Below are 19,418 nucleotides of genomic sequence, written 5' to 3' on the forward strand. Positions count from 1 at the left end.
TTAAGAAGGCTCTTTTTTTGTTTTAAATATTATCGGACAAAGTGACAGTAGCTTGGATTAACTCAGAATTGATCCGGTCTATTTGTTTTTTTAGAGGAGCAAAAATTCTCACGAAGGAATCTTTAGATTCTTTTGACGATGGTGATTCACCTGTAAAGGTAATACTAAATAGGGGTTTAACTAAATGTAGAAGCTCTGTTTGCAGCTCAATATATTTTTCAATAAATGGAAGGATAACTTTTGCATATTGTTTATCTAGTTCGATTACAGCATTAGTAATGGATAAGCTATCGTTTTTGAATTGCTGCACAACATCCTCAATTTTACAACTATCTGTTTCAACTGTTTTGCAAACATAAATCGAGCGGTCGGGGAGACCTAAGCTGTTTAATAAAATTTTGAAATACATTCTTTTAACAATTTGATACTTAACAATATCATTACCCATTAATCGTTTAATAGGTGAACTGGTTATACATGCAACTTTAAAAAAAGTTTGAAATGCAGAGTTATAATGCTTGATGTACATATCAAGTAAAGCATCAATTTTTTGGCTCGCTAAATTCTGAATTTTGATAACATTCGAGATTAGTTTTAACTGTTGAGCTAATTCATGAGACATAGTTATATTAACCATGGAGTCTTGATGTTTATCAAAATCTAAATGACCTGAACTTGCCTTAATAATATTAGAAGAATTTAGTAAATCTTCAAGGTCGATTACAACATCACGGACTTTATGTATATCATTGATTTTGTGTGGATAAAACAAACTTATAGGCAAGCCAAACATAGTGGTGTTTTCAAATTCAATAAACTCCAACTGGTCATAGTACTCTATGATCGTTGAGAAAATTACATTAAATGTAACTTCATGAAGTTTGTTTATGAAATATTTTGATTCATTGCCGGTCCATTCAAAGATAAATTCTAATGAATAGAATCGATTTGGTATTTTTATTTTATCTACCGTGGGATAAGCACGAAGGTATGGCAATACATTTCCTACTTCCGTGATTATTTCACCTAAAACATCAGGGTTATTAATAATATTTATAATTTCTACAATACCTGAACTATGATTAACATTTTCTCGAATAAGAAACTTCGCAAGAGAATTTTCCATTCTTTTAGTATTGAAATCATTCAAACTAATTGCAGTCTTATCATCATTAGAAAGACTGCACAGACCATTGTATGTATTAAATCCATAGCCATGAGCAATAATTTCATAGCATTGTTTGAGAGTAGGTGATTTAAAACTTGGTTCTAATTGATTTAAGCAGTCGGTGTGTTGCAAGACTAATTTTAGTGTTGAATGTAAACGTTTTGCTTCTTTCTTTACACGACCATCTAAAGGGTGAATGTTAGTATTCATGACGAATCCTTGATATATTCTGCAAAGGTGTGAATTTAAGCTGAGCAGGGTCAAGGCTCGGCTATATTAAATGAAATAGCTAAATGACTTTTACGTTCACACAGGTAAGGCGCACAAAACCTTTAATCAAAATAATATGATTGTAAAGATTTTGCAAATCTTTTTATAAAGGTCATGGTATTTGAAAAAGGAAAATAAAATTAAAAGAACAAAAAAAAGCACTTATAAAAAGTGCTTTTATGGAAAGCCTACAAATAAGAAAAGGCTTAAATATAAGTTTTGTATTTTTCTAAATCTTCGCCAGATGCTTCAAGTTCTTTAAACCAAAAAGGCTTACGTCCCAAACCATTCCAACGCTGTGTAGGTTTTTTAGGATTGAAAAAGTACAATTTTCGTTGATTGTCATTTTCGTTTAATTGAACCGCAAAATCTTCAATATTTACACCTTGTTCAACTTTTTCACGAATCCAATCTGGACGGCGACCAACACCAGTCCATGTGTTCATAGAGTTGTTAGGATCAATATAAAGCTTACGATATTTACCATTCTCAGAATGACTACCGTACACGGCATCCGCACTTTCTAACACATGCGTGATCTCATCAAATGGAATATTGTAACGCTTTACAATTTCCAAAATTTTGAGAAGTGCGCCATCTTTTTCAATCAATTTGCGTTTTTCTAGCTCTTTTGCTGCATGAGCTAACATTTGGTCAATTACACTTGATGGTAACTGACTAACATTAACAATTATGCCGGCTAAGCTATTTTGGCTTTCATTGGTGTCGAAAACAGCTTGGAGCAAATTGCTAGAATCTGATGTCTGTTTATTCATGGCTAACCCTATCTATACTGCAAACAATCCATGGCATTAAATTACCACTTATTTGCTTTATGTTCACCTAAAATTAAACTAATTTTACCTAAAATAATTGACCCAATAATTTGAACCTTAAAAGAGAAGAAATTTTTTAATATTAGATCAAATAAATACATTCAAAACCACTTTACTTAGTTTAATTTAACATATTGATTTAATGTTTAATTAAAAGAAATGTTTGAAAAATTTTATTAATGTAAACGACCTATTAGGTCGGTTCTTGACAGAATTTGGATCAAAACCTTATGAAAAACAAGACTCCCCCTAGTACTGCACATAACTGAAATTATATGCAGTACTCTACATTGCCTTACTATGTAATCTTATGTAATATAATTTGATAATAGTCGTCTACCTCTAAATTGAATCCAAAGTTTTAAAATTAGAGTGGAACGACCTGTATATTTTATTCTAAATTTATAAGCTGAATTAATACTCTAAAATTTCAAATTTTAGCTATTGCGAATAAAATTTAGCTAATGCTTTAAACAGAATTTTTAAACTATTTTTGAACGTATGATAATAAAAATATAATTAAATCGTTATTCGATTTTAATAATGTTTTGACCAAACTTTGTTCTTTATATGTGGATCAGTTCACGGAAATTTAATCTTATTTTAAGCTTTGTACATGTATGACCGCTACTCCAATGATTGAGATCGCATGTTCATTAGATGTAATCTTGGGGAAATCAGGATTAAGTGAAATTAGCTCAAATTCAGGTTGTCGATAATTCGTATAGCTTAAGACTCGATATTTCTTAAAAATAACTGAATTGTGTCCCTCACTTTCTGCTATAACAAAATCACTTGGTGCCGGCTTTGCTGTAGGATCGATGATTAGCTTATCTCCTATTTGGAAACGTGGATACATGCTCGGATCATTAACCAAAACACAAAATATTTGATCAATTGAAGCACCTGTATAATCAGTAAAAGTATAGCTCGTTGCTCTGAGTGTCCCTTTTGTATATTCTCTCCATTTCTTTGCTTGGGTCATGTTAAGAACAGGAATCATTTTTACTTGAAGTTCTGGAGGTTGTGTTTGGTCATGAACACCTTGTATGGTTGTTGGATTATCAAGGCTTTTTGGTGTCAGCCCAATTTTTCCCTCTAAATTTCTTGCTGAACGTTCACCAATGTTTCTGTGTCCATGAAGTATCTGTGATAAATAACTTGCCTCTAGCCCTTTTACAGCACAAAACTCGGCGTAGTTCTTAAATTTTCCCGAATCTATATACTCACTAATAAACTTTTTTAGATTCATTCTACGAATAATCGAAATGTCCATTTGCCCGTATCACAGAATTAAAGCTAAATTCTTGCTAAATTGAATAAAATGTAAATTGCATAATGCTAATAAAATTAAGCACTTGCTAAATTATTATTGAAAAACAATGTGAAATATAAAAAATATATCAATAAAATCAATATAATAAAGTGACTAAAGGAGAACCTGAAAAAATATTCATGATCATATTTAAATGTATGAATATAAAGCAAATATAATTATTTCAATGAGGTATAGGTTATCCAGAAGGTTAAATACCTATACTTCATTATTTTTGTACTACTCTCTTTCTGATAACAATTTTGTTAATTTATCGATTTCCTTGAGTCGATGTTCATCTGTTTCGCGTATATAGACCATGGTTGTGTTTAGATTTTTATGCCCAAGATGTTTTTGAGTAGCTACTACATCTATCCCCATATTCAGCCAATGAGTAGCACAAGTATGTCTGAATGTGTGTGGGGTTGCATTACCAAGCTCTTTTGCTATGAAGTAATCTTCACATTCCAAGGCTGCTTTTTTAAGTGATTCTTCAATAACGTAGTTGATCCCTCTATCTGAGATAGGTTTAGTTGCTTTTAAGATACTGTTGGGTTTAAGTTTCACCGCAGGGACCACAGGTATATGTTCTTCATTTTCACTAGGCAACTCTGTTAAACCGATACTTGTTCGATAAAATTTTAATTCATTCAACAGTTGTTCGGTCAGTAATACAGTATGTTCCCTATTACCTTTCATTAAGAAATTAAGGACCCAAACTCGCCGATTTGCTTTCTGCTCAACTGAGAAACAAGCCATATTAATTTTTGAAATAGATGAACGCCGCGCACCAGTGTAATACAAGAGATGCATTAGCCATCGATCTCTAACGGCTTTACTACGGTTATGATGGTTATTCGACTTTAAACTCTCATGCTTTAGCCAAGAGCTGAGGAAATCCCACGCATCAAAGCTCAGTGACTTGCCTGTAATGTTGTAAGAGGTATCGACTTTGATTATGGTTGATAACGCAACCGGATTTGAGCGAATAACCCCTGCTTCTTTTATGTAACTGTAAAAGCTGTTAAGCACCATTTGACTATATTTAACAGATTCACGTTTTAAACCTTTCAGAAGAATTTGGGTTTTTGCTGTCGGTTCACCATCTTTAGGCTTAAGCCAATCTTGATTTGGACTGAATAGTATTCCCAGATACTCATTAATATCATTAGCAGAGATATGATCGAACCGGATGTTCTTCGAATCGCAGAATATCAAAAAACGTTTAATCTCTTTGACATAACTGGCGAGAGTATTGTCTGAATTACTACAAGTGCGTTCGATCCATGCTTTGATGACATCAACACCCGATTTCGCCCCGATCGGATTGCTTACACTCCAGTAATCAAAATTCTCAGACAGTTCTTGCATTGTGTTAGTAGTCATAGAGCAATAGAAACATTAAAACTTTAAAACATGTTAAAGCATAAATCTAAATAATAAAAGATTAATAAATATTATCATCATGGATTATTTGTTAAATATATTTAAAATAAAATATTTTTTAAATATAATTATTATATTGTTGAGGAATAAGATTTTATGATGCCAATGTTCTTTAAAATTTTGGGAATTGTTGCTTTGATTTTGTTAATACTAATTATTGTATTTGGACCCAACTTTAAAGCTAAGGAACTTGAACCCAATGAAGAACAAGAAGATTCAGGGAACGAAGAATGTGCATCTGACTTTGACGGGAATGTTTCCCCTAAAAGAATTTTAACTGATAGTGAAGCTTACAATCTTGAACGAATCATTAACAACATGCCAGAAGGATTACTGATTTGTCCTCAGGTCAGTTTCAATGCTTTTATTAATTGCAAAATTACAAAACTCCGAAACCAATTTAATCGAAAGTCGGTGGACTATTTGATCGTAGATCATGATTTCAATCCACTTCTTGTTGTTGAAATTGACGATGATTCACATACAAGTAAAAAGGTAAGAATGCGTGATTTAAAGCGGGATGAGATTGCAGCAGCAGCCGGTATACCCACACTTAGAATAACTAATAAAACTCCAACGGAAAGTCTTGAGAATCTAATAAGGACCCATATACGAGAGGCTGCTTAATTATCAATCTTCGAGATATTCTGCTTGTGTTAGAAGTGATTGATAAATTGCTTCTCCAAGAAGCTGTTTGGAAAACATTAGTTGAGATAGATCAAAAATATACGAAATTTTATCTATGTTTAACCATAGTCGTCCTTTAGACAAAAATGAATCAATTTTGTATAAGTGTAAAGAGCTGACTAATTCTGTATCCAAGAAAGTAATACACTCCCATTCTTCCTTTTCCTTTTTTAGCAACTGGAAATAGAATAATGGAATAAAATTAATTAACTCATCCAAAAGGGTTATAAGATGAGGTGTACCATTTAAAGTAATGTTAATTTTAAAGACAATATTCCCTTTGGGATTTACAAATACCTCGCCACAAGCTCCATCCATTGACCTAAAACTTATAGCTTCGCCTATCTTGTCTATTAACATTTTCGTAACTCCTATGAGTCTAATAAAAAAGCGGAACTTATAAGTTCCGCTTTAAAAATTAGTTTGCGTTCGAGAAAATTTCAACAATTTCCTGAGGTTCCAAATAACGAGAAATAATTGGGTTATTCTCAATCAATTTACTCATAAGGACATGGTTTTGTTGAGTTTCCCTTGGAATTGATCTAACTTGGCTAGGATATTTTTTTAAAAATATTTCTGTACGATCAATTGTTTTGGCATCATCGGTGAAAGCAATGTATGACTCAACATTTTTTTCAAAAAATATTGCTGCTTTGTCAGTCGGGATGGATTGTTTTAATAATCTGTATTCGTCTATTGAGCAGTCAAATTTTTGTAGTTGGTCCCAATCCAGTTTATCCGCTTGCGTGATTAAATAAGCGAATGACTCTCGGCTTCCAAGAAGTGACTGTCGCAATTCTTCATTATTTACAACCTCATCAATGAAGAAATATTTTGGGAGCTGATCGATCCACCCTTCTTTAATTGCTTCTGCGACTGTTTGAACAATTCGATCTGCTCCAACAGATTTTAGTCTATTGTAAGGAAGATACCTGAAAGCCTTTTTATTCAACGTATAAGCACTGGCAATTATTTCACCGGTCCAATTGAAACTTTCTAATTTAGGATATACGTCATTTTGAATAGCGATTTCAAAAATGTCTTTTGTGATAAAGCACGGTTGTAAATGTACTATCCACTCAGGTTTTTGTGAGAACAAATGTACGAAGGCTTCGTATTTTTCGTGATGCATCAGGACTTTTGGATCACAGTTGTCAAAAATGTATTGAGGCGAGTAACTATCAAGATTTTCAATGAAATAAATTAATTCATTGATTCGGTGTTGATTGGGTATCAAATTTGCTGCAATGAGGTGGGTAGCCCCCTCAATTGGAAATTTTATAAGCTGCTCTATGTAAAAATCTGCATCCAATTTACTTCGATCTATTTTGTCGAGTAAGAATGCATCTTCACTTTCTTTGGCAATTTCAATTATTTTCGAATCAATAATATTTGGTGGTACAAACTCTATGGCACGCCAATCCAGTGAAACGGCTTTTTGACAAATATAGAAATATTTAAGGTCATCACGCACATACTGTAGAGCTAGTGGTTGTTTATTTATCACCTCTTGGACTATTTCTTTAGTCTGGTGAAATTCATTCAAAAGACCGAGCAATCTAGGCTCTAGCATGACTGCTGTAGCATACATTTTTGGTTGAATGTATGAGTCGTCTAAATTTATTAAACAAAGAGGATTTGCATAAATTAAATCCCAAACATCATTTTCATTGAATACTTCGGGGGGTACATAACCTAGAAAAAGAGGATTTTTTTTGATTTCGTTAATAAAATCAGCAGATTTTAAAAAGTAAATATTAAACGCCCGATTGCTTGGATCATAAAAGCGATTTGACGTGTATTCTTTGTAAATATTATTGCCATACGGAGGCTTGATGTTGGTCGCCAAAATTTTGCCACTGTGTAGTAGCTCGTTATAAAGCTCCTGATTTGTATTTGACTTCATAATATAATTTTCACAGCAAATAAATATAAATATTATAGTATTATTTTAATAATATAAAATAGAAATATAAATAATATTTAATAAAAAATCCCCATTACGGGGATTTTAAGGATTCCAATTTATTGCTTTGGTTCAGCACTTAGGAGATGTTTGGTTCTGTTGTGGACCTCACTATTCGCATCCCTAGCTTTCTCACTGTATGATTGCGGATCAACTGTAACCATGTTCGGATTAACCTTTTGAGGTGCGTGAACAGTATTCGAGCTTGGACCTTGTACATTGCTTGGTAATGATGTAGCACTCGGAGATAAATTGGTTCTTTCTTGTGCTGCTTCTATTTGAGACTGAGCATTTCCTGTCTTTTGATCAACACGGTTGCCAATGTCTTGGACTGAAACATTACCCACTGATCTACTCATTTCATTGTATCGTTCCGCACCTTGTGGATTTAAGAACTCCATTGCAGCATTATTAATTGCAGGGTTTCTGGATTGTAATGCTGCCGCTACCAACGCTACATTTTGTCTGTCATTCGGATTTCCGAGTGATGTTAAAGCGTCTTGTTGTCTACGCATGTCATCTTGGAATTTAGGATCATTAACACTATTCACAGATGATTTTAAATTCTCAAATGCTTGAGGATTCATATTAATCATCCCCTGAACATCTGGAGCTTTAGCTGAGACAGAGCTTGAGAAATCCATACTCTCTTGTTCAATGTGTTTAAGGGACTCAATTTTCTGTTGAATCTTATTAAAGTCACTAGAGAACTGTTCTGTATACCCACTACCTTTAGTTTGTGTAGCAGTATTTCTTAGCTCTTGTAGTCTTTGAGAATAGTCAGACGATGTGTGTGAAGTGGTTTTACTATTTCCGGTTGTAGCCGCCGTTGAGTTAAATTGTGCGTCATTTTTAGCAAGCGTGGTAGACTGATTTGTAGTCAATGCTGTACCGTCACTATTCACATTAGAGGTTGATCCAGAAACTTGCCCCCCAATTTGCGCTCCTGCCTGAACATTTAAAGCAGCAGGATTTTTGCCATTCTTTCCAGAGTTAGCATCATTTTTGTTGCCAGTATCGCCACCAAAATTTTTGTTCCCTGTGACACCACCAGAAGCCCCAACGCCACCACTAACCCCACTTGACGAAACATGTTGTTTACTTGCTGTAGTATCCAAGCTAGTTCCATCAGCTTTACTTAGTTGAGTTGTATCACTTGTTCCTCGTTGCGTTACACTACCGCTACTTATAGAGGTGCCAGAAGCGTAATTAGCTTGACTACCTGTAGTTGATGAATTAGTTGTTGAACTCCCAATTTCCACTCCCATGCGGCTCTCAAGGTTTGCTATATCAGAAGCAATTTCACTTCTGGTCGCACTGGCAGATTTAGAAAGTTCAGTTGCACTCTTTTGTGTATTTGATGAAGATAAACTGACTTGTGGAACACCATTTACAGTTGCAACATTTTGACCGGAAATTGTCACGGCTGAATTTGTTGTTGCTAATGGTGCTGACTTTGAAACATCCGGAGTATTTACTTTAGCGTCATAATTACCTGCATCAGCACTATTCATTCGGGCAGTGATTTGGCTCATACCCATCATCATGCCAGTAAATAGCATCATGCAGAGCATTGGGACACTGGCGAGTAAGGAATTTGCTAGGGAAAGTTTTTGTGACACAGCCGCATAAAATTGTGGACCTGTAATCAAGTTTAATGTGTGAATACCTGTGGAAGTTGCAACTTTGTACCACTCGTCAGCTAAGGTATGCTGAATATAAAAATTGATCATTGCTGCTACAGGAAGCCATAAATATGCTGATACAGTAAAAGCCATATAGTTGCCTAACAACTTAAATGAACTTGTTCCCTGAATCATCACGAATAACACCATAATCGGGAAAAATAAAAATGAAATCATTATGAGAACATTTTGACCATCTCGCATTACTTGTAAAAAACCTGTGCCTGCCGCCGCATTTTTTTCTTCCCATTGGCTACGTGAAGCGATCCAAGCAGAACATTTTGACATTCCAGACATGCCATCTGCTTTGTCATAACAGTAGCTTGCAGTTTCTAGCATTGGATTGAATATCGTAGCCATCATAAAGCTACGGGCATTATCCTGAGAAGTATTACCCATCAAACTTACATAATTGACCATATCATTAATGGTGTAATTACTTCCGCCTGCTGTTGGTTTTGGATTGAAGCCTGCAACTTCACCATTCGCTGTCATCTGACGTATCATTGCATTCCTCAAGTTGTACAATGTCACATCGCCAATAATCTTATTAACTTGTGTGGCACCACCAGTTGAGTTGTTTATCCCATCAACATAAGCTTCCATTGCTTTTTGGACTTCATCTGCTGCTGACGAGCAAGTCATAATATTGTCAGAAGTACTACCTGTAGCAGCTAAAGTTACATATACGACAGAGTTACTACTGGTTTTTGCAGCATCCGTAAAATATTTAACAGGATTCGCGTCTTTCTTATAGCTTTCAACATTAAAATTCGGATTGCCGGCAATACATGACTGATAAATATTTTTAGTAGTTTGTAATAAGGATTGTGACGGAACGATAGATGCAGAATCACGTAAAGCATTGATGAGCTTAAGAGGAGTTACATAACCTTCTTCTGAAATTTTAGGCATATAACCAGTAGGGCTGCCGCCTACGACTTGATAGGCTTTTTCAACAACTTCTGTAAAAACAATACTAAATCCACTAGCGACTGCTGCCGGCAAGCCCAAACCAATTGGAACATTCGCGACCGTCTTTACATTACCTGTTGAGATTTCTTCGATTGCGATTGTTGTTTTTGGTACCGTTAAGACCATGTAAACAATTAATGGAGCCAATAATGCTCTTAAATCCATTTGCTGTTTGAATGCAGCGTTATAAAGCCAAACAACAAATAATAGCATTACACCAAAGAAAGCCCCGATACCTAAGTTACCCAGACCCGTACCATGGAATAAACCCGTATCATTGAACAGCATTGCTACGCCGTTCAATGCACTAGCAAAAAGCCCTGATTCGCCCATCGTGTAAATTACAAAAGGATCAGCCATCAGAAATCCTATTAATATTTTTTAAAATTAATCAATTATAAATCTAATGTTATGGAATATAAAATAAAACAATAAAAAAACTTTAAGAAAATAATATAATTATTTTTTCATTTTTTATCTGTTATATTTTTACAAGATAAAAATACTTATTTATCAATCAAAAGAGGAATTCTATGAAAAAATCTACTAAAGCACAGCTTTGCGGCTTAATATTTTCACTATCACCACTGTATCTTTATGCGGAGCCTGTCAATGTTCAAGAAAGTCAGTACACTGACTCAAATCCAGAACAAAATTTTCGCACTTTACATAAAGATTTGAAAATTTCCTCTTTGTCAGGTAGGGAGAAGGCACAGAAATCCATACTTGAAGGTGTAAATAAGAAATTAGATGCCTTAGAAAAACCTGATCAAAAGTTTTCCTTTCTTATGGCAATGAACCAAGTTTTCAAGGACAGATTCCATGTAAATTACAATGCCTTTGTTCATCTGAATGATGAAGATAAAGCATTTATGGATGGTTATTACACGACAATGTTGGTTCTATTAGATAATGAAATTAAAGAAGGTAAGAAAACAAAAGCCGAACTTATTGAAGAATATGAAAGTAAATATCCTTTTAAAGTATTTAATCAAGACTTAGATAAAGTCCACGCCGCAAATCGATAAAAAAAGCGGCAAAGCCGCTTTTTTTATTTCTTGGGTTCAACCCCAAGTTTTGTATCTAATTCACTCGTGATTTTGTTAACTGCTTCACTATTACCTAATTCTAATTGTTGCTTTTCATTTAACAAACGAATGATTTCTTCATTGTTCCCATCTTTCTGGGCATTCGCAATTTGTCGATCATACTCAGTTGGATAATCCGAAAATGACGTAACAGTCGGGGTGATTAGCTTACCATTCGAATCTTTTATTACTGGAGCATTTGATGCTATTTCGGAACTTACATCGCCATACTCTTTATTAATGTTCTGGATTTTCGCTTGTTTATCAATCGAAATTTGATTTACATTGACCTGTTTTATTGGGTCAAATTCTTGACCGGTCAGATTGTTTGATTTTTTGACTAAATCGCCAGTGCTTGAGATTAGCTCATCTGCCTTATCAAATGACGTGCCATACTTCTCTTTTGCTTTTGAAATGGTCTCAGCATCAATTGTTGATGAAATTGAATTAAACTTTTCATCTTCGGCTTTCATTCTTGAATTTGCGGAAGATAAGTTCGATAACGTGTCTCTTTCTCTAAAAGTATCAACAACTGTAGTAGATGGCGCAATTGCGTCCATTGCCGAAAGCATGACTTCCGAATTACCAGACTGCCGAGCAGCTAAAAAAATAGAAACACGTTCTATGGCATCAGGCGTAGATTGCCCACCAAGTCTAAGAATTTTTTCCGCATCACCTTTTAACTGATCCCAATTAGTAACATTTGATCGACCTAACTCATCAGTTTTATCCAAAGCGGCATTTACGACTTTACTATTTGGGGCAAGTACATTGGTTCTACCGGAAATATCACTATCACTGATACTGTTAGATATGACCCATTGTAATGCCTGAGATTTTTGTCCACTTAAGCTTTGCACTTCACTCGCTAATTGGGCAGCTTCTCTTTTTTCAGCTATTGAATAATTATTTGATTGATCTTGTTGAATAATTTCGTTCAAAGCTGTTGCTTTGAAGTTTGCATCTTTACTATTCTTGATTCGTGATATTAAGTTTTCAGTCGTTACAGCTTGATTATTCTTTGATTCTCCCCCCTTGATACCATGTTCATTATTGACGGTACTATCGAAAGTAGGATTCTCAGTTAATTGATTTACTACAGTACGTTTACCCTGCACTGCACTTGAATTGACAACATTAACATCTCCGCCAATTGATACGCCCGCAGCAGCTTTTACCTTATCTTTCCCACCTATACCACCCTTCGCCGTGGCTGCAAGTGTAAGGTCTCCCTTAATAACAGTATTACCAGATTTTTGAGAATTCGTACTCAAAGAATCTGATTCATTAATATCTTTAGTGGTATGCGTATTACCATCAGTAATAACCTTGTCAGAATTACCTGTACTATCATTATAAGTAGCTAGTTTTTCTGTTCCTGTTTCAGTTGAGTTCCGATGTCCTTGTGCATTTGATACAGAATTACTAAATCCATCAGACGATCGTGCAGATAACTGTTCTAATCGTGATAACTTTTGGCTGATTTGATCATCATATTCAGCCGCTTTTGATCTCGCAGCACTGATTGATTGATTCATTTTTATATCAGTTGATCCAACACCCTGAATAGTCGCGGCACCAAAACCATCCTTATTGATAATACTCGAATGCGAATTAAGAGGAGCAGAACTAATCGGTGTCTTACTATTTATATTTGCATCGTAACCGCCGTCTGCCGGATTGATACCTTTAGCGAATGCATTCATACCCCACATCATTCCGCCGAAAAGCATAGAGCATAATACAGGAACCATTCCCATAGCGTTATTTGCTACGGCAAGCTTGGTTGTAACCACGCTATATAATTGTGGGGCTTGACTAATTGTGAATATGCCATTCGGATTGGCTAATTTCAGCATGTACACAGCATCTTGAAACGTATATTGCCCATAAAAGTTGATAATGGCAGCCATTGGCAACCATAGGTAGTTTGATAAAATAAATGCTATATATCCGGCAACCATTTTTTTACTTGCCATACCTTGAAGCATTATCATGAAAACCATAAATGGAAAAAGCATGAACCCTACAAGTACCATCATGTTCTGACCATCTTTCATTTTCTTAAGAAAACTTGTACCACTCGCAGCAGATCGATCTTTCCATTGTTCGACAGTACTGATCCAAGCAGAACATTTTGAAATTTGGTCGAGTGAAAACTCAGATGTACACTTTGATGCTGTCCTTACCATTGGGTCAAAAAGAACATTTACTAAGAATGAGCGACTCTCGGATGCACTTTGACCAGTAAGGCTACTGATCATATTCGCTACCTGTGCATAGTCGTATTTAATTGTACCCGTTGGACCTTTTAATTTTCCATAAGTGTTATTCACCGCCATGGCTCTAGCCATTTTTTCAGTAAAAGAGTTCTTTTTAAAATTGGAGCCTAACAATCCCGTTGAATCGTTATTTTTATCAGTTAAATGAACATCTAAGGCTATTCGTATATAGGAACCCGCATCAGCACATGACATGGTTTTGATTGAGCCTTGTCCTGCTTCACTGACAGTGAAAGAAACTAATCTTTCCGTTGAGTTCAATACACTTTGAAAATATGCGGATACATCCTTCGAGCGAGTGTAGGTTTCTGGATTCCATTGATCATTCCCGACAATACATGTGGCATAAACTTTATTAAATGCTTGTTGTAATAATGGGTGATCCGTATTCAAGTTGTCATATCGAACAGAGTTCAATACTTGTAAGGGGGTTAAAAAACCATCTTGGGTTAATTTTGTTGGTGATCGCATTATGTTATCGACCGGCAAAACATAGAAAGCCTTTTCAATATATTGAGTGATTACTGAGGACATTCCACTGATCACTGAAACAGGAATTGCCAACCCAATCGGCACATTATCAACTTTCTTCGGTGCCTCAACATTATAAATATCACTAATTACAACAGATGTTTTAGGAACTGTAAGAATGATATAAAAGATGAGAGGGACAATAAGAGTGTGCCAATCGAATTTCTGCTCAAAAGCAGCTTTATATATCATTACTGCGAAAAGGATTACTATTCCTACGAAAGCCCCAAATCCTAGTTGTAAGGGACCATTTCCCTTAAAAATAGGGCTGTTACTAAACATCATGGCAATGCCATTCAAAACTTCTGCAAAAGTCTGGGTATCCCCCATAGAGAATATTTCAAACATATCTTATTCCTTATCTTTTGCTTCGCGTTTCGCGTTATATCGTTGAACAGCTTCGACCATGGTTATATTATCTGCGGTCAACATTGAACTATCTGGGTCTGGCGTATAGTTTTTGGCGACAAGTGCTGAGTTTAATGATGTAGGACCATGACGCTCTCTTGGAACAGGATTATCCCTTAGCTCATCCTTAATCACTTCAAACCTACGCTCTTTTTCTTGTTGCACTTTCTCATTTAGACCTTTCTGCAAATCCGCTCTACTTAGGTCATTATTTTCCTCAATTTTTCTACGGTCTTGCCCAACTTCTTGACGATTTAATCCTGTTGATTCCGTCAATTTTTGGTCATTCACTTGTGTTTCTTTTTCAACGTATTTTTGTCGTGAAAGATTAAAATCACTATATTGAGGAGTTTTTTCTTCATCAGTTTTTGACATAGCCCGATCTAGGTGCAAATTTGCAGGCATAGTTTTATTACGCTCAATAGTGTTCATAACATTTTCTTTGAGCATTTTTACTGCTACATCACCTGAAACAATCGGAGCATTCAAGTTCTCAGCTAGTTTTCCTTTGTCACCCACCGAATAATGCAAATCTTCACCATTTTTATCCGGAGAGACAGTTATACCGTGCGTCAACAATGTATTTTTATTAAATTGTTGTTGGCTTTGTTGTCTGTTCTGCTCATGACGTACTGCCAAATCAGACGCATTTGGTCCACGATAATCCGCACCATGTCCTTGGGGAATAAAGCTACCCACATCACTTTTAACGGGTCGAGCAATTTGTGTTCTGGTTAAATCTGCTTTATTTAGTGAGCTTGCAGCAGCAATTTGTCTTTCCTCGATTTCTCTTGAAATCTTATTCTGGTAGCCTCCATCACGTCCGAGGACCGAGACATGTAGATGCTGTCCAGTAAAGTCCTTGGATTTAGATTCATATTCATTAACAAAAGCTACTTTATAACCGTGTTTTTTGGCTAATTCCTGCATCTCTGAAATTGCTTTTTTTGCATCACTAGGATTACTAAGTACTATATCGAACGCTTTTCCTTGTACATGTTTGCCAGTACTGCCAACGTTTTGATGATATTCATCATTAAACCCAGAAAAGTATTTGATCTTCCCTCCAAGGTGTTGATTTGTAAGATGTGCAAATTCAACTGTGTAACCTCGGGACTGACCACCGCCGTAAGCTTGGTCCTTATTGTGACTTGGAGCTTTAATCGGAAGTCCTGCATTAGCAATGTATTTATTATCGACTAGCCCATCACCCAAAATTTGTCCTTTTAGCCCTGTTTTTGAAAGTGCTGATGAAAGGCTTGGATTATTTGCTGCCGCGAAATCTGCCGATGACATTTGACTTATATGACTAGGTTCAAATTTTGCTTTTGATTGTGAGACCAATTCATTATTTAGACGTTCAGCAAAATCCTTTCTATTTTTTTCGCCGTTTTCGCGATATTTTTCATCATCAATGCGCCAGACGATGTAATTCTTACCAACAGCATAATGAATTTGATCGATTGTATTGGTATCACTATTTAATGCAGCCCAAGCTGTTGCGTAACGTTTATTACCTGAAAGTTCTTTATGCATGAATTGAGCCATTGCATCTAAAGAAGCTTGACTCTCTACATAGGATGCAGAACCAACTTTTCCTCGTGAAACCAGTCCTTTTGCCATCATTTCTTGATCTAAGGCGATTTTACGATCTTGGTTAAAGCTGATCATTCCCCCATTGGTTAAATGTTGTTTTTCTGGGTCATAGTGTGTGCCATACAAAGATGATGAATTGAAGCTATTTTCGCGTCCTACTTCGGCTGTCAAAATAGCTGCTTGTTTAGGTGTAAAGCCTGCATGTAAAAAAGAGTTATACACCATAATCATATTTTGTTGCTGTTTATCCCCTCTAACCTCCAACTCTCCGGCTAAATAGGCATATTGCCCATCCAAATTAGCATTTGAACCAAAGTATTTTGCAAAAGTACCGGCTAAATCTCTATGGTCTACATTCATTTTAGACCAGTCGGTGTTAACTGATCTTAGATTGTCATTTAACTCATGAGATGGAGCATCAAATCCTGTTAATGCTTTATATGTAGCATTTGCAGACTCGTAGTTCATGCTCATGCCTGCCATTACTATTGTGTAATAAGCAAATTGTTCAGGGTTAGCAAATTGAGATACAGCTAATTCAGTTACTTGAGCATGAGCTGCTGCAATGCGCTTCGCATCTTCCCATTTATCCCCATAACGTTCTTTATTTTCACGATCGATACGGTCTAAGTCCGCACGTACAGATTCATGTCTTGTTATACGATGCATTACATCTGAATCAAGCATGTTCACAGTAAAACTAGACGCTGCTATTTGTGAAATAGCATTATTCACTTGCTCTAATTCTGCTTGGGTTTGTGATAGTGCTTGTGTGAGAGAAGCTTTATATGCTTGACTTTCCTTTGTCGTTTCATTTGATGCGACACTCACATTTTTATCTAAACCATGTGACTTTCCATCAAGTACTTTATTATCTTGATAACCGCCTGTTATCTGGTAGTGGCTATCTGAATATTCTTTCTGCTGATTCCCTGACCCTTTATAAATGGTATTTTTTTCGGTACCACTCATTACACCCCGATCCGCATCTTGATAGCCTGCCTGCGCAATTGTTGCTGAACCGGCTTTAACTTGTACGAAACCAAGAGAATAGGCATTATCTCCAGAACCTTTTGCAGCAGTTTGTTCTGTACTCGCATTCTGTAATGCAGCCGGTGTTCCATCTGCTGCTAATGTAGTATCAGCAAATGTGGTCCCTTTTCCTGCCTTTAAACCAATGCCTGCACCAGTATTTACGCCTACTTGATTTGTAGCAGTTACTACATCACTTTCATCACTTTTAAGCTGCGTGCGTTTCCCATTTTGAGTATAAATACCACTATCTGTTTCAGAGTATTGTTGGTTATAACCTGAGCCAGAACTTATATCTTTCCTAGTGTGATCTCGAACGTTACTTAGATTATTCTCAGTTGTTCCCCCATTTGTTGATAGGGAACTTAAACTATTAATTTGAGCTGTGAGACTATCAGAACGACTTTCTAAAATAGACTTCTTTTTTTGCAGCGCAACCATTTGAGAGCCTGTTGCTTCAAATGATTGAGATGATGACGTTGTAAAAGCTTTACCACCATTTGAATCAGTAACCGCCCCCAAGCCATTTGATGTTGTCATTGAAGTTTTATTTGCAAAAGGCGATCCACTAATAGCATCTGGTACATTTTGTTTAGCATCATAATATGAGGATTTAGTTACATCTGAACGTCTCATGAATCCAACAACAGCCATGGTCAGCCCAGAGAAAAACATCATAGAAAAAATTGGTATGATCGCAGTTAAACCATTGGCGAGTGATAGTGAATCACTTACGGCTTGATAGAATGCAGGATAATCTGAAATACCAAACAGATTTCCAGAATTAGAACCAGAAAAAGTAAAGATTGTGTCCGTAATTCTTATATAGGAGTAAAAATTAATAATGCTCGCGATCGGCATCCAAAGATATACGGATGCGAGATACATACAATAACTGGTTACAACTACTACTGATTTTGTCCCCATGTATACGATCATGATCACTACAAGTGGGAAAAGAAGGATTGCCAAAAATAGTAGAATATTTTGACCATCTTGTAGCATTCTTACGAAGCCTGTTGCTGCCGCAGCATTATCCTCTGCAAGCTGAGCTTCACTTTGTACCCAAGATGTACAATGAGCCATATTTGTTGAAGTAGAATCAGTTGATCCTTGATTATTTGCACAAAATGAAGCTGATTGAAGTGGCTGATTAAATAAAGTGTTTAATAGAAACTGACGACCATCTTGAGCTGTCAAATCTGTGATTTGAGCGAAACTATTCATGACATCGTTATAGTCACGGGTTTTACTAAGTGAACCAGAACTGTTTGAGAGCAATAGTGCGCCGTTTAATGCTCTTTTAAAATTATAATTTAGAGTTCCGGCTGTTGCCCCATTTCCATATACAAAAGATTCAAATGATGTTTGAAGTTTGTTAGCTGCCTCATAACAACTAAAAGTTTCAGAGGTACCATCAATATTGCGTAGTGTTACGATGCCGGCAGAGCTTGTATATAAAAAATTGATAAAATATGTGTACGCATCAGGTGAATTTTTATATTCATCAGGATCAAACCTAGAATTACCAACGATACAACTTTGATAGACTTGATTAATCATATTTGAAATATAAGGGCTTTCATCACTAATATTTATATAGCGCAATGCGTATAGTGTTTTTAAAGGTGAAGCGAAGCCGTCAGTCAGCAGTCTTGGACTATTAGGCGTACTGTATGCCTTCTCCATGGATTCTGTGAAGCCATACGCGACACTACTCGCTAAGTTGAGTGGTAAAGCTAACCCAATTGGAATATTCGAAACTTGTTTAGTAGGGGCTTGATTGTAGACATCAACTACTGTGACGGTAGTTTTAGGTAGAGTAAGCATGACATAGAATATCAATGGTGCGATCAACATTTTTAGTTCAAACTTTTGCGTAAATACCGACTGGTACAGCGCAATTGTGAAAAGAATAAAAACGCCTAGGAGTACACCATAGCCCAAGCCAAATGCAGCATTCCCCGAATATAATGGGTCCTGAAAGATCAACGCAACACCCTGCAACATAGCCTCAAAAGTATCAGTGTCGCCAAGTGTATAAATTACAAAATCTGCATTTGCCATCGCATATATTCTAAATTATTAGCACAATATTATATTATAGAATAATAAGCCCTTAATAAATAATTA

11 protein-coding genes are annotated in these 19,418 nt (G+C 35.8%); 2 read left to right on the plus strand and 9 right to left on the minus strand.

Going from position 1 to position 19,418, the window contains the following annotated elements; translation table 11 throughout:
* Window positions 1–22: 22 nt before the first annotated feature.
* From IRT38_RS00095 to IRT38_RS00110, 4 genes are all read right to left on the minus strand, one after another.
* A complete protein-coding gene (locus IRT38_RS00095) occupies window positions 23–1,378 on the minus strand; it encodes a hypothetical protein (protein WP_194596657.1) in 1,356 nt (451 codons plus the stop codon).
* Between the two features lie 266 nt (window positions 1,379–1,644).
* A complete protein-coding gene (locus IRT38_RS00100; RefSeq protein WP_194596658.1) occupies window positions 1,645–2,214 on the minus strand; it encodes an H-NS family nucleoid-associated regulatory protein in 570 nt (189 codons plus the stop codon).
* Window positions 2,215–2,872: 658 nt separating this feature from the next.
* Window positions 2,873–3,550, minus strand: a complete 678-nt coding sequence (locus IRT38_RS00105) for a S24 family peptidase (RefSeq protein WP_194596659.1) — start codon at window positions 3,548–3,550, stop codon at window positions 2,873–2,875.
* A gap of 279 nt (window positions 3,551–3,829) precedes the next feature.
* The gene (locus IRT38_RS00110; RefSeq protein ID WP_194596660.1) at window positions 3,830–4,975 is read right to left on the minus strand and encodes a tyrosine-type recombinase/integrase; all 1,146 of its coding nucleotides are present in this window, start codon (window positions 4,973–4,975) and stop codon (window positions 3,830–3,832) included.
* 156 nt (window positions 4,976–5,131) lie between these two features.
* Here IRT38_RS00110 and IRT38_RS00115 point away from each other — a divergent pair, with 156 nt between their 5' ends.
* Complete coding sequence (locus IRT38_RS00115) at window positions 5,132–5,662, plus strand: DUF2726 domain-containing protein (protein ID WP_227592119.1); 531 nt, start codon at window positions 5,132–5,134, stop codon at window positions 5,660–5,662.
* 3 nt (window positions 5,663–5,665) lie between these two features.
* Here IRT38_RS00115 and IRT38_RS00120 read toward each other — a convergent pair whose 3' ends face one another.
* From IRT38_RS00120 to IRT38_RS00130, 3 genes are all read right to left on the minus strand, one after another.
* Window positions 5,666–6,082: a hypothetical protein gene (locus IRT38_RS00120; RefSeq protein WP_194596661.1), complete on the minus strand. Its 417-nt coding sequence runs from the start codon at window positions 6,080–6,082 to the stop codon at window positions 5,666–5,668.
* 58 nt (window positions 6,083–6,140) lie between these two features.
* Window positions 6,141–7,628, minus strand: a complete 1,488-nt coding sequence (locus IRT38_RS00125) for a hypothetical protein (protein ID WP_194596662.1) — start codon at window positions 7,626–7,628, stop codon at window positions 6,141–6,143.
* 119 nt (window positions 7,629–7,747) lie between these two features.
* A complete protein-coding gene (locus tag IRT38_RS00130) occupies window positions 7,748–10,708 on the minus strand; it encodes a conjugal transfer protein TraG N-terminal domain-containing protein (RefSeq protein WP_194596663.1) in 2,961 nt (986 codons plus the stop codon).
* 173 nt (window positions 10,709–10,881) lie between these two features.
* Between IRT38_RS00130 and IRT38_RS00135 the strand changes: the two genes are divergently transcribed.
* Entirely contained in the window at window positions 10,882–11,376 is a 495-nt protein-coding gene (locus IRT38_RS00135; RefSeq protein ID WP_194596664.1) for a hypothetical protein, read from the plus strand.
* Window positions 11,377–11,399: 23 nt separating this feature from the next.
* Here IRT38_RS00135 and IRT38_RS00140 read toward each other — a convergent pair whose 3' ends face one another.
* Entirely contained in the window at window positions 11,400–14,597 is a 3,198-nt protein-coding gene (locus tag IRT38_RS00140; RefSeq protein ID WP_194596665.1) for a conjugal transfer protein TraG N-terminal domain-containing protein, read from the minus strand.
* Window positions 14,598–14,600: 3 nt separating this feature from the next.
* Window positions 14,601–19,352, minus strand: coding sequence for a conjugal transfer protein TraG N-terminal domain-containing protein (locus IRT38_RS00145; protein WP_194596666.1), 4,752 nt, complete (start codon window positions 19,350–19,352; stop codon window positions 14,601–14,603).
* Window positions 19,353–19,418: the final 66 nt, after the last annotated feature.

Origin of the sequence: Acinetobacter sp. SK-43 (assembly GCF_015351505.1) — a bacterium.
Lineage (GTDB): Bacteria > Pseudomonadota > Gammaproteobacteria > Pseudomonadales > Moraxellaceae > Acinetobacter > Acinetobacter junii.

What these genes read in the sequence shown, in the direction of transcription:
- IRT38_RS00110 (WP_194596660.1), bottom strand. Translation starts at nt 4,975, where the DNA reads ATGACTACTAACACAATGCAAGAACTGTCTGAGAATTTTGATTACTGG.
- IRT38_RS00140 (WP_194596665.1), bottom strand. Translation starts at nt 14,597, where the DNA reads ATGTTTGAAATATTCTCTATGGGGGATACCCAGACTTTTGCAGAAGTT.
- IRT38_RS00100 (WP_194596658.1), bottom strand. Translation starts at nt 2,214, where the DNA reads ATGAATAAACAGACATCAGATTCTAGCAATTTGCTCCAAGCTGTTTTC.
- IRT38_RS00145 (WP_194596666.1), bottom strand. Translation starts at nt 19,352, where the DNA reads ATGGCAAATGCAGATTTTGTAATTTATACACTTGGCGACACTGATACT.
- IRT38_RS00130 (WP_194596663.1), bottom strand. Translation starts at nt 10,708, where the DNA reads ATGGCTGATCCTTTTGTAATTTACACGATGGGCGAATCAGGGCTTTTT.
- IRT38_RS00125 (WP_194596662.1), bottom strand. Translation starts at nt 7,628, where the DNA reads ATGAAGTCAAATACAAATCAGGAGCTTTATAACGAGCTACTACACAGT.
- IRT38_RS00120 (WP_194596661.1), bottom strand. Translation starts at nt 6,082, where the DNA reads ATGTTAATAGACAAGATAGGCGAAGCTATAAGTTTTAGGTCAATGGAT.
- IRT38_RS00135 (WP_194596664.1), top strand. Translation starts at nt 10,882, where the DNA reads ATGAAAAAATCTACTAAAGCACAGCTTTGCGGCTTAATATTTTCACTA.
- IRT38_RS00115 (WP_227592119.1), top strand. Translation starts at nt 5,132, where the DNA reads ATGATGCCAATGTTCTTTAAAATTTTGGGAATTGTTGCTTTGATTTTG.
- IRT38_RS00105 (WP_194596659.1), bottom strand. Translation starts at nt 3,550, where the DNA reads ATGGACATTTCGATTATTCGTAGAATGAATCTAAAAAAGTTTATTAGT.
- IRT38_RS00095 (WP_194596657.1), bottom strand. Translation starts at nt 1,378, where the DNA reads ATGAATACTAACATTCACCCTTTAGATGGTCGTGTAAAGAAAGAAGCA.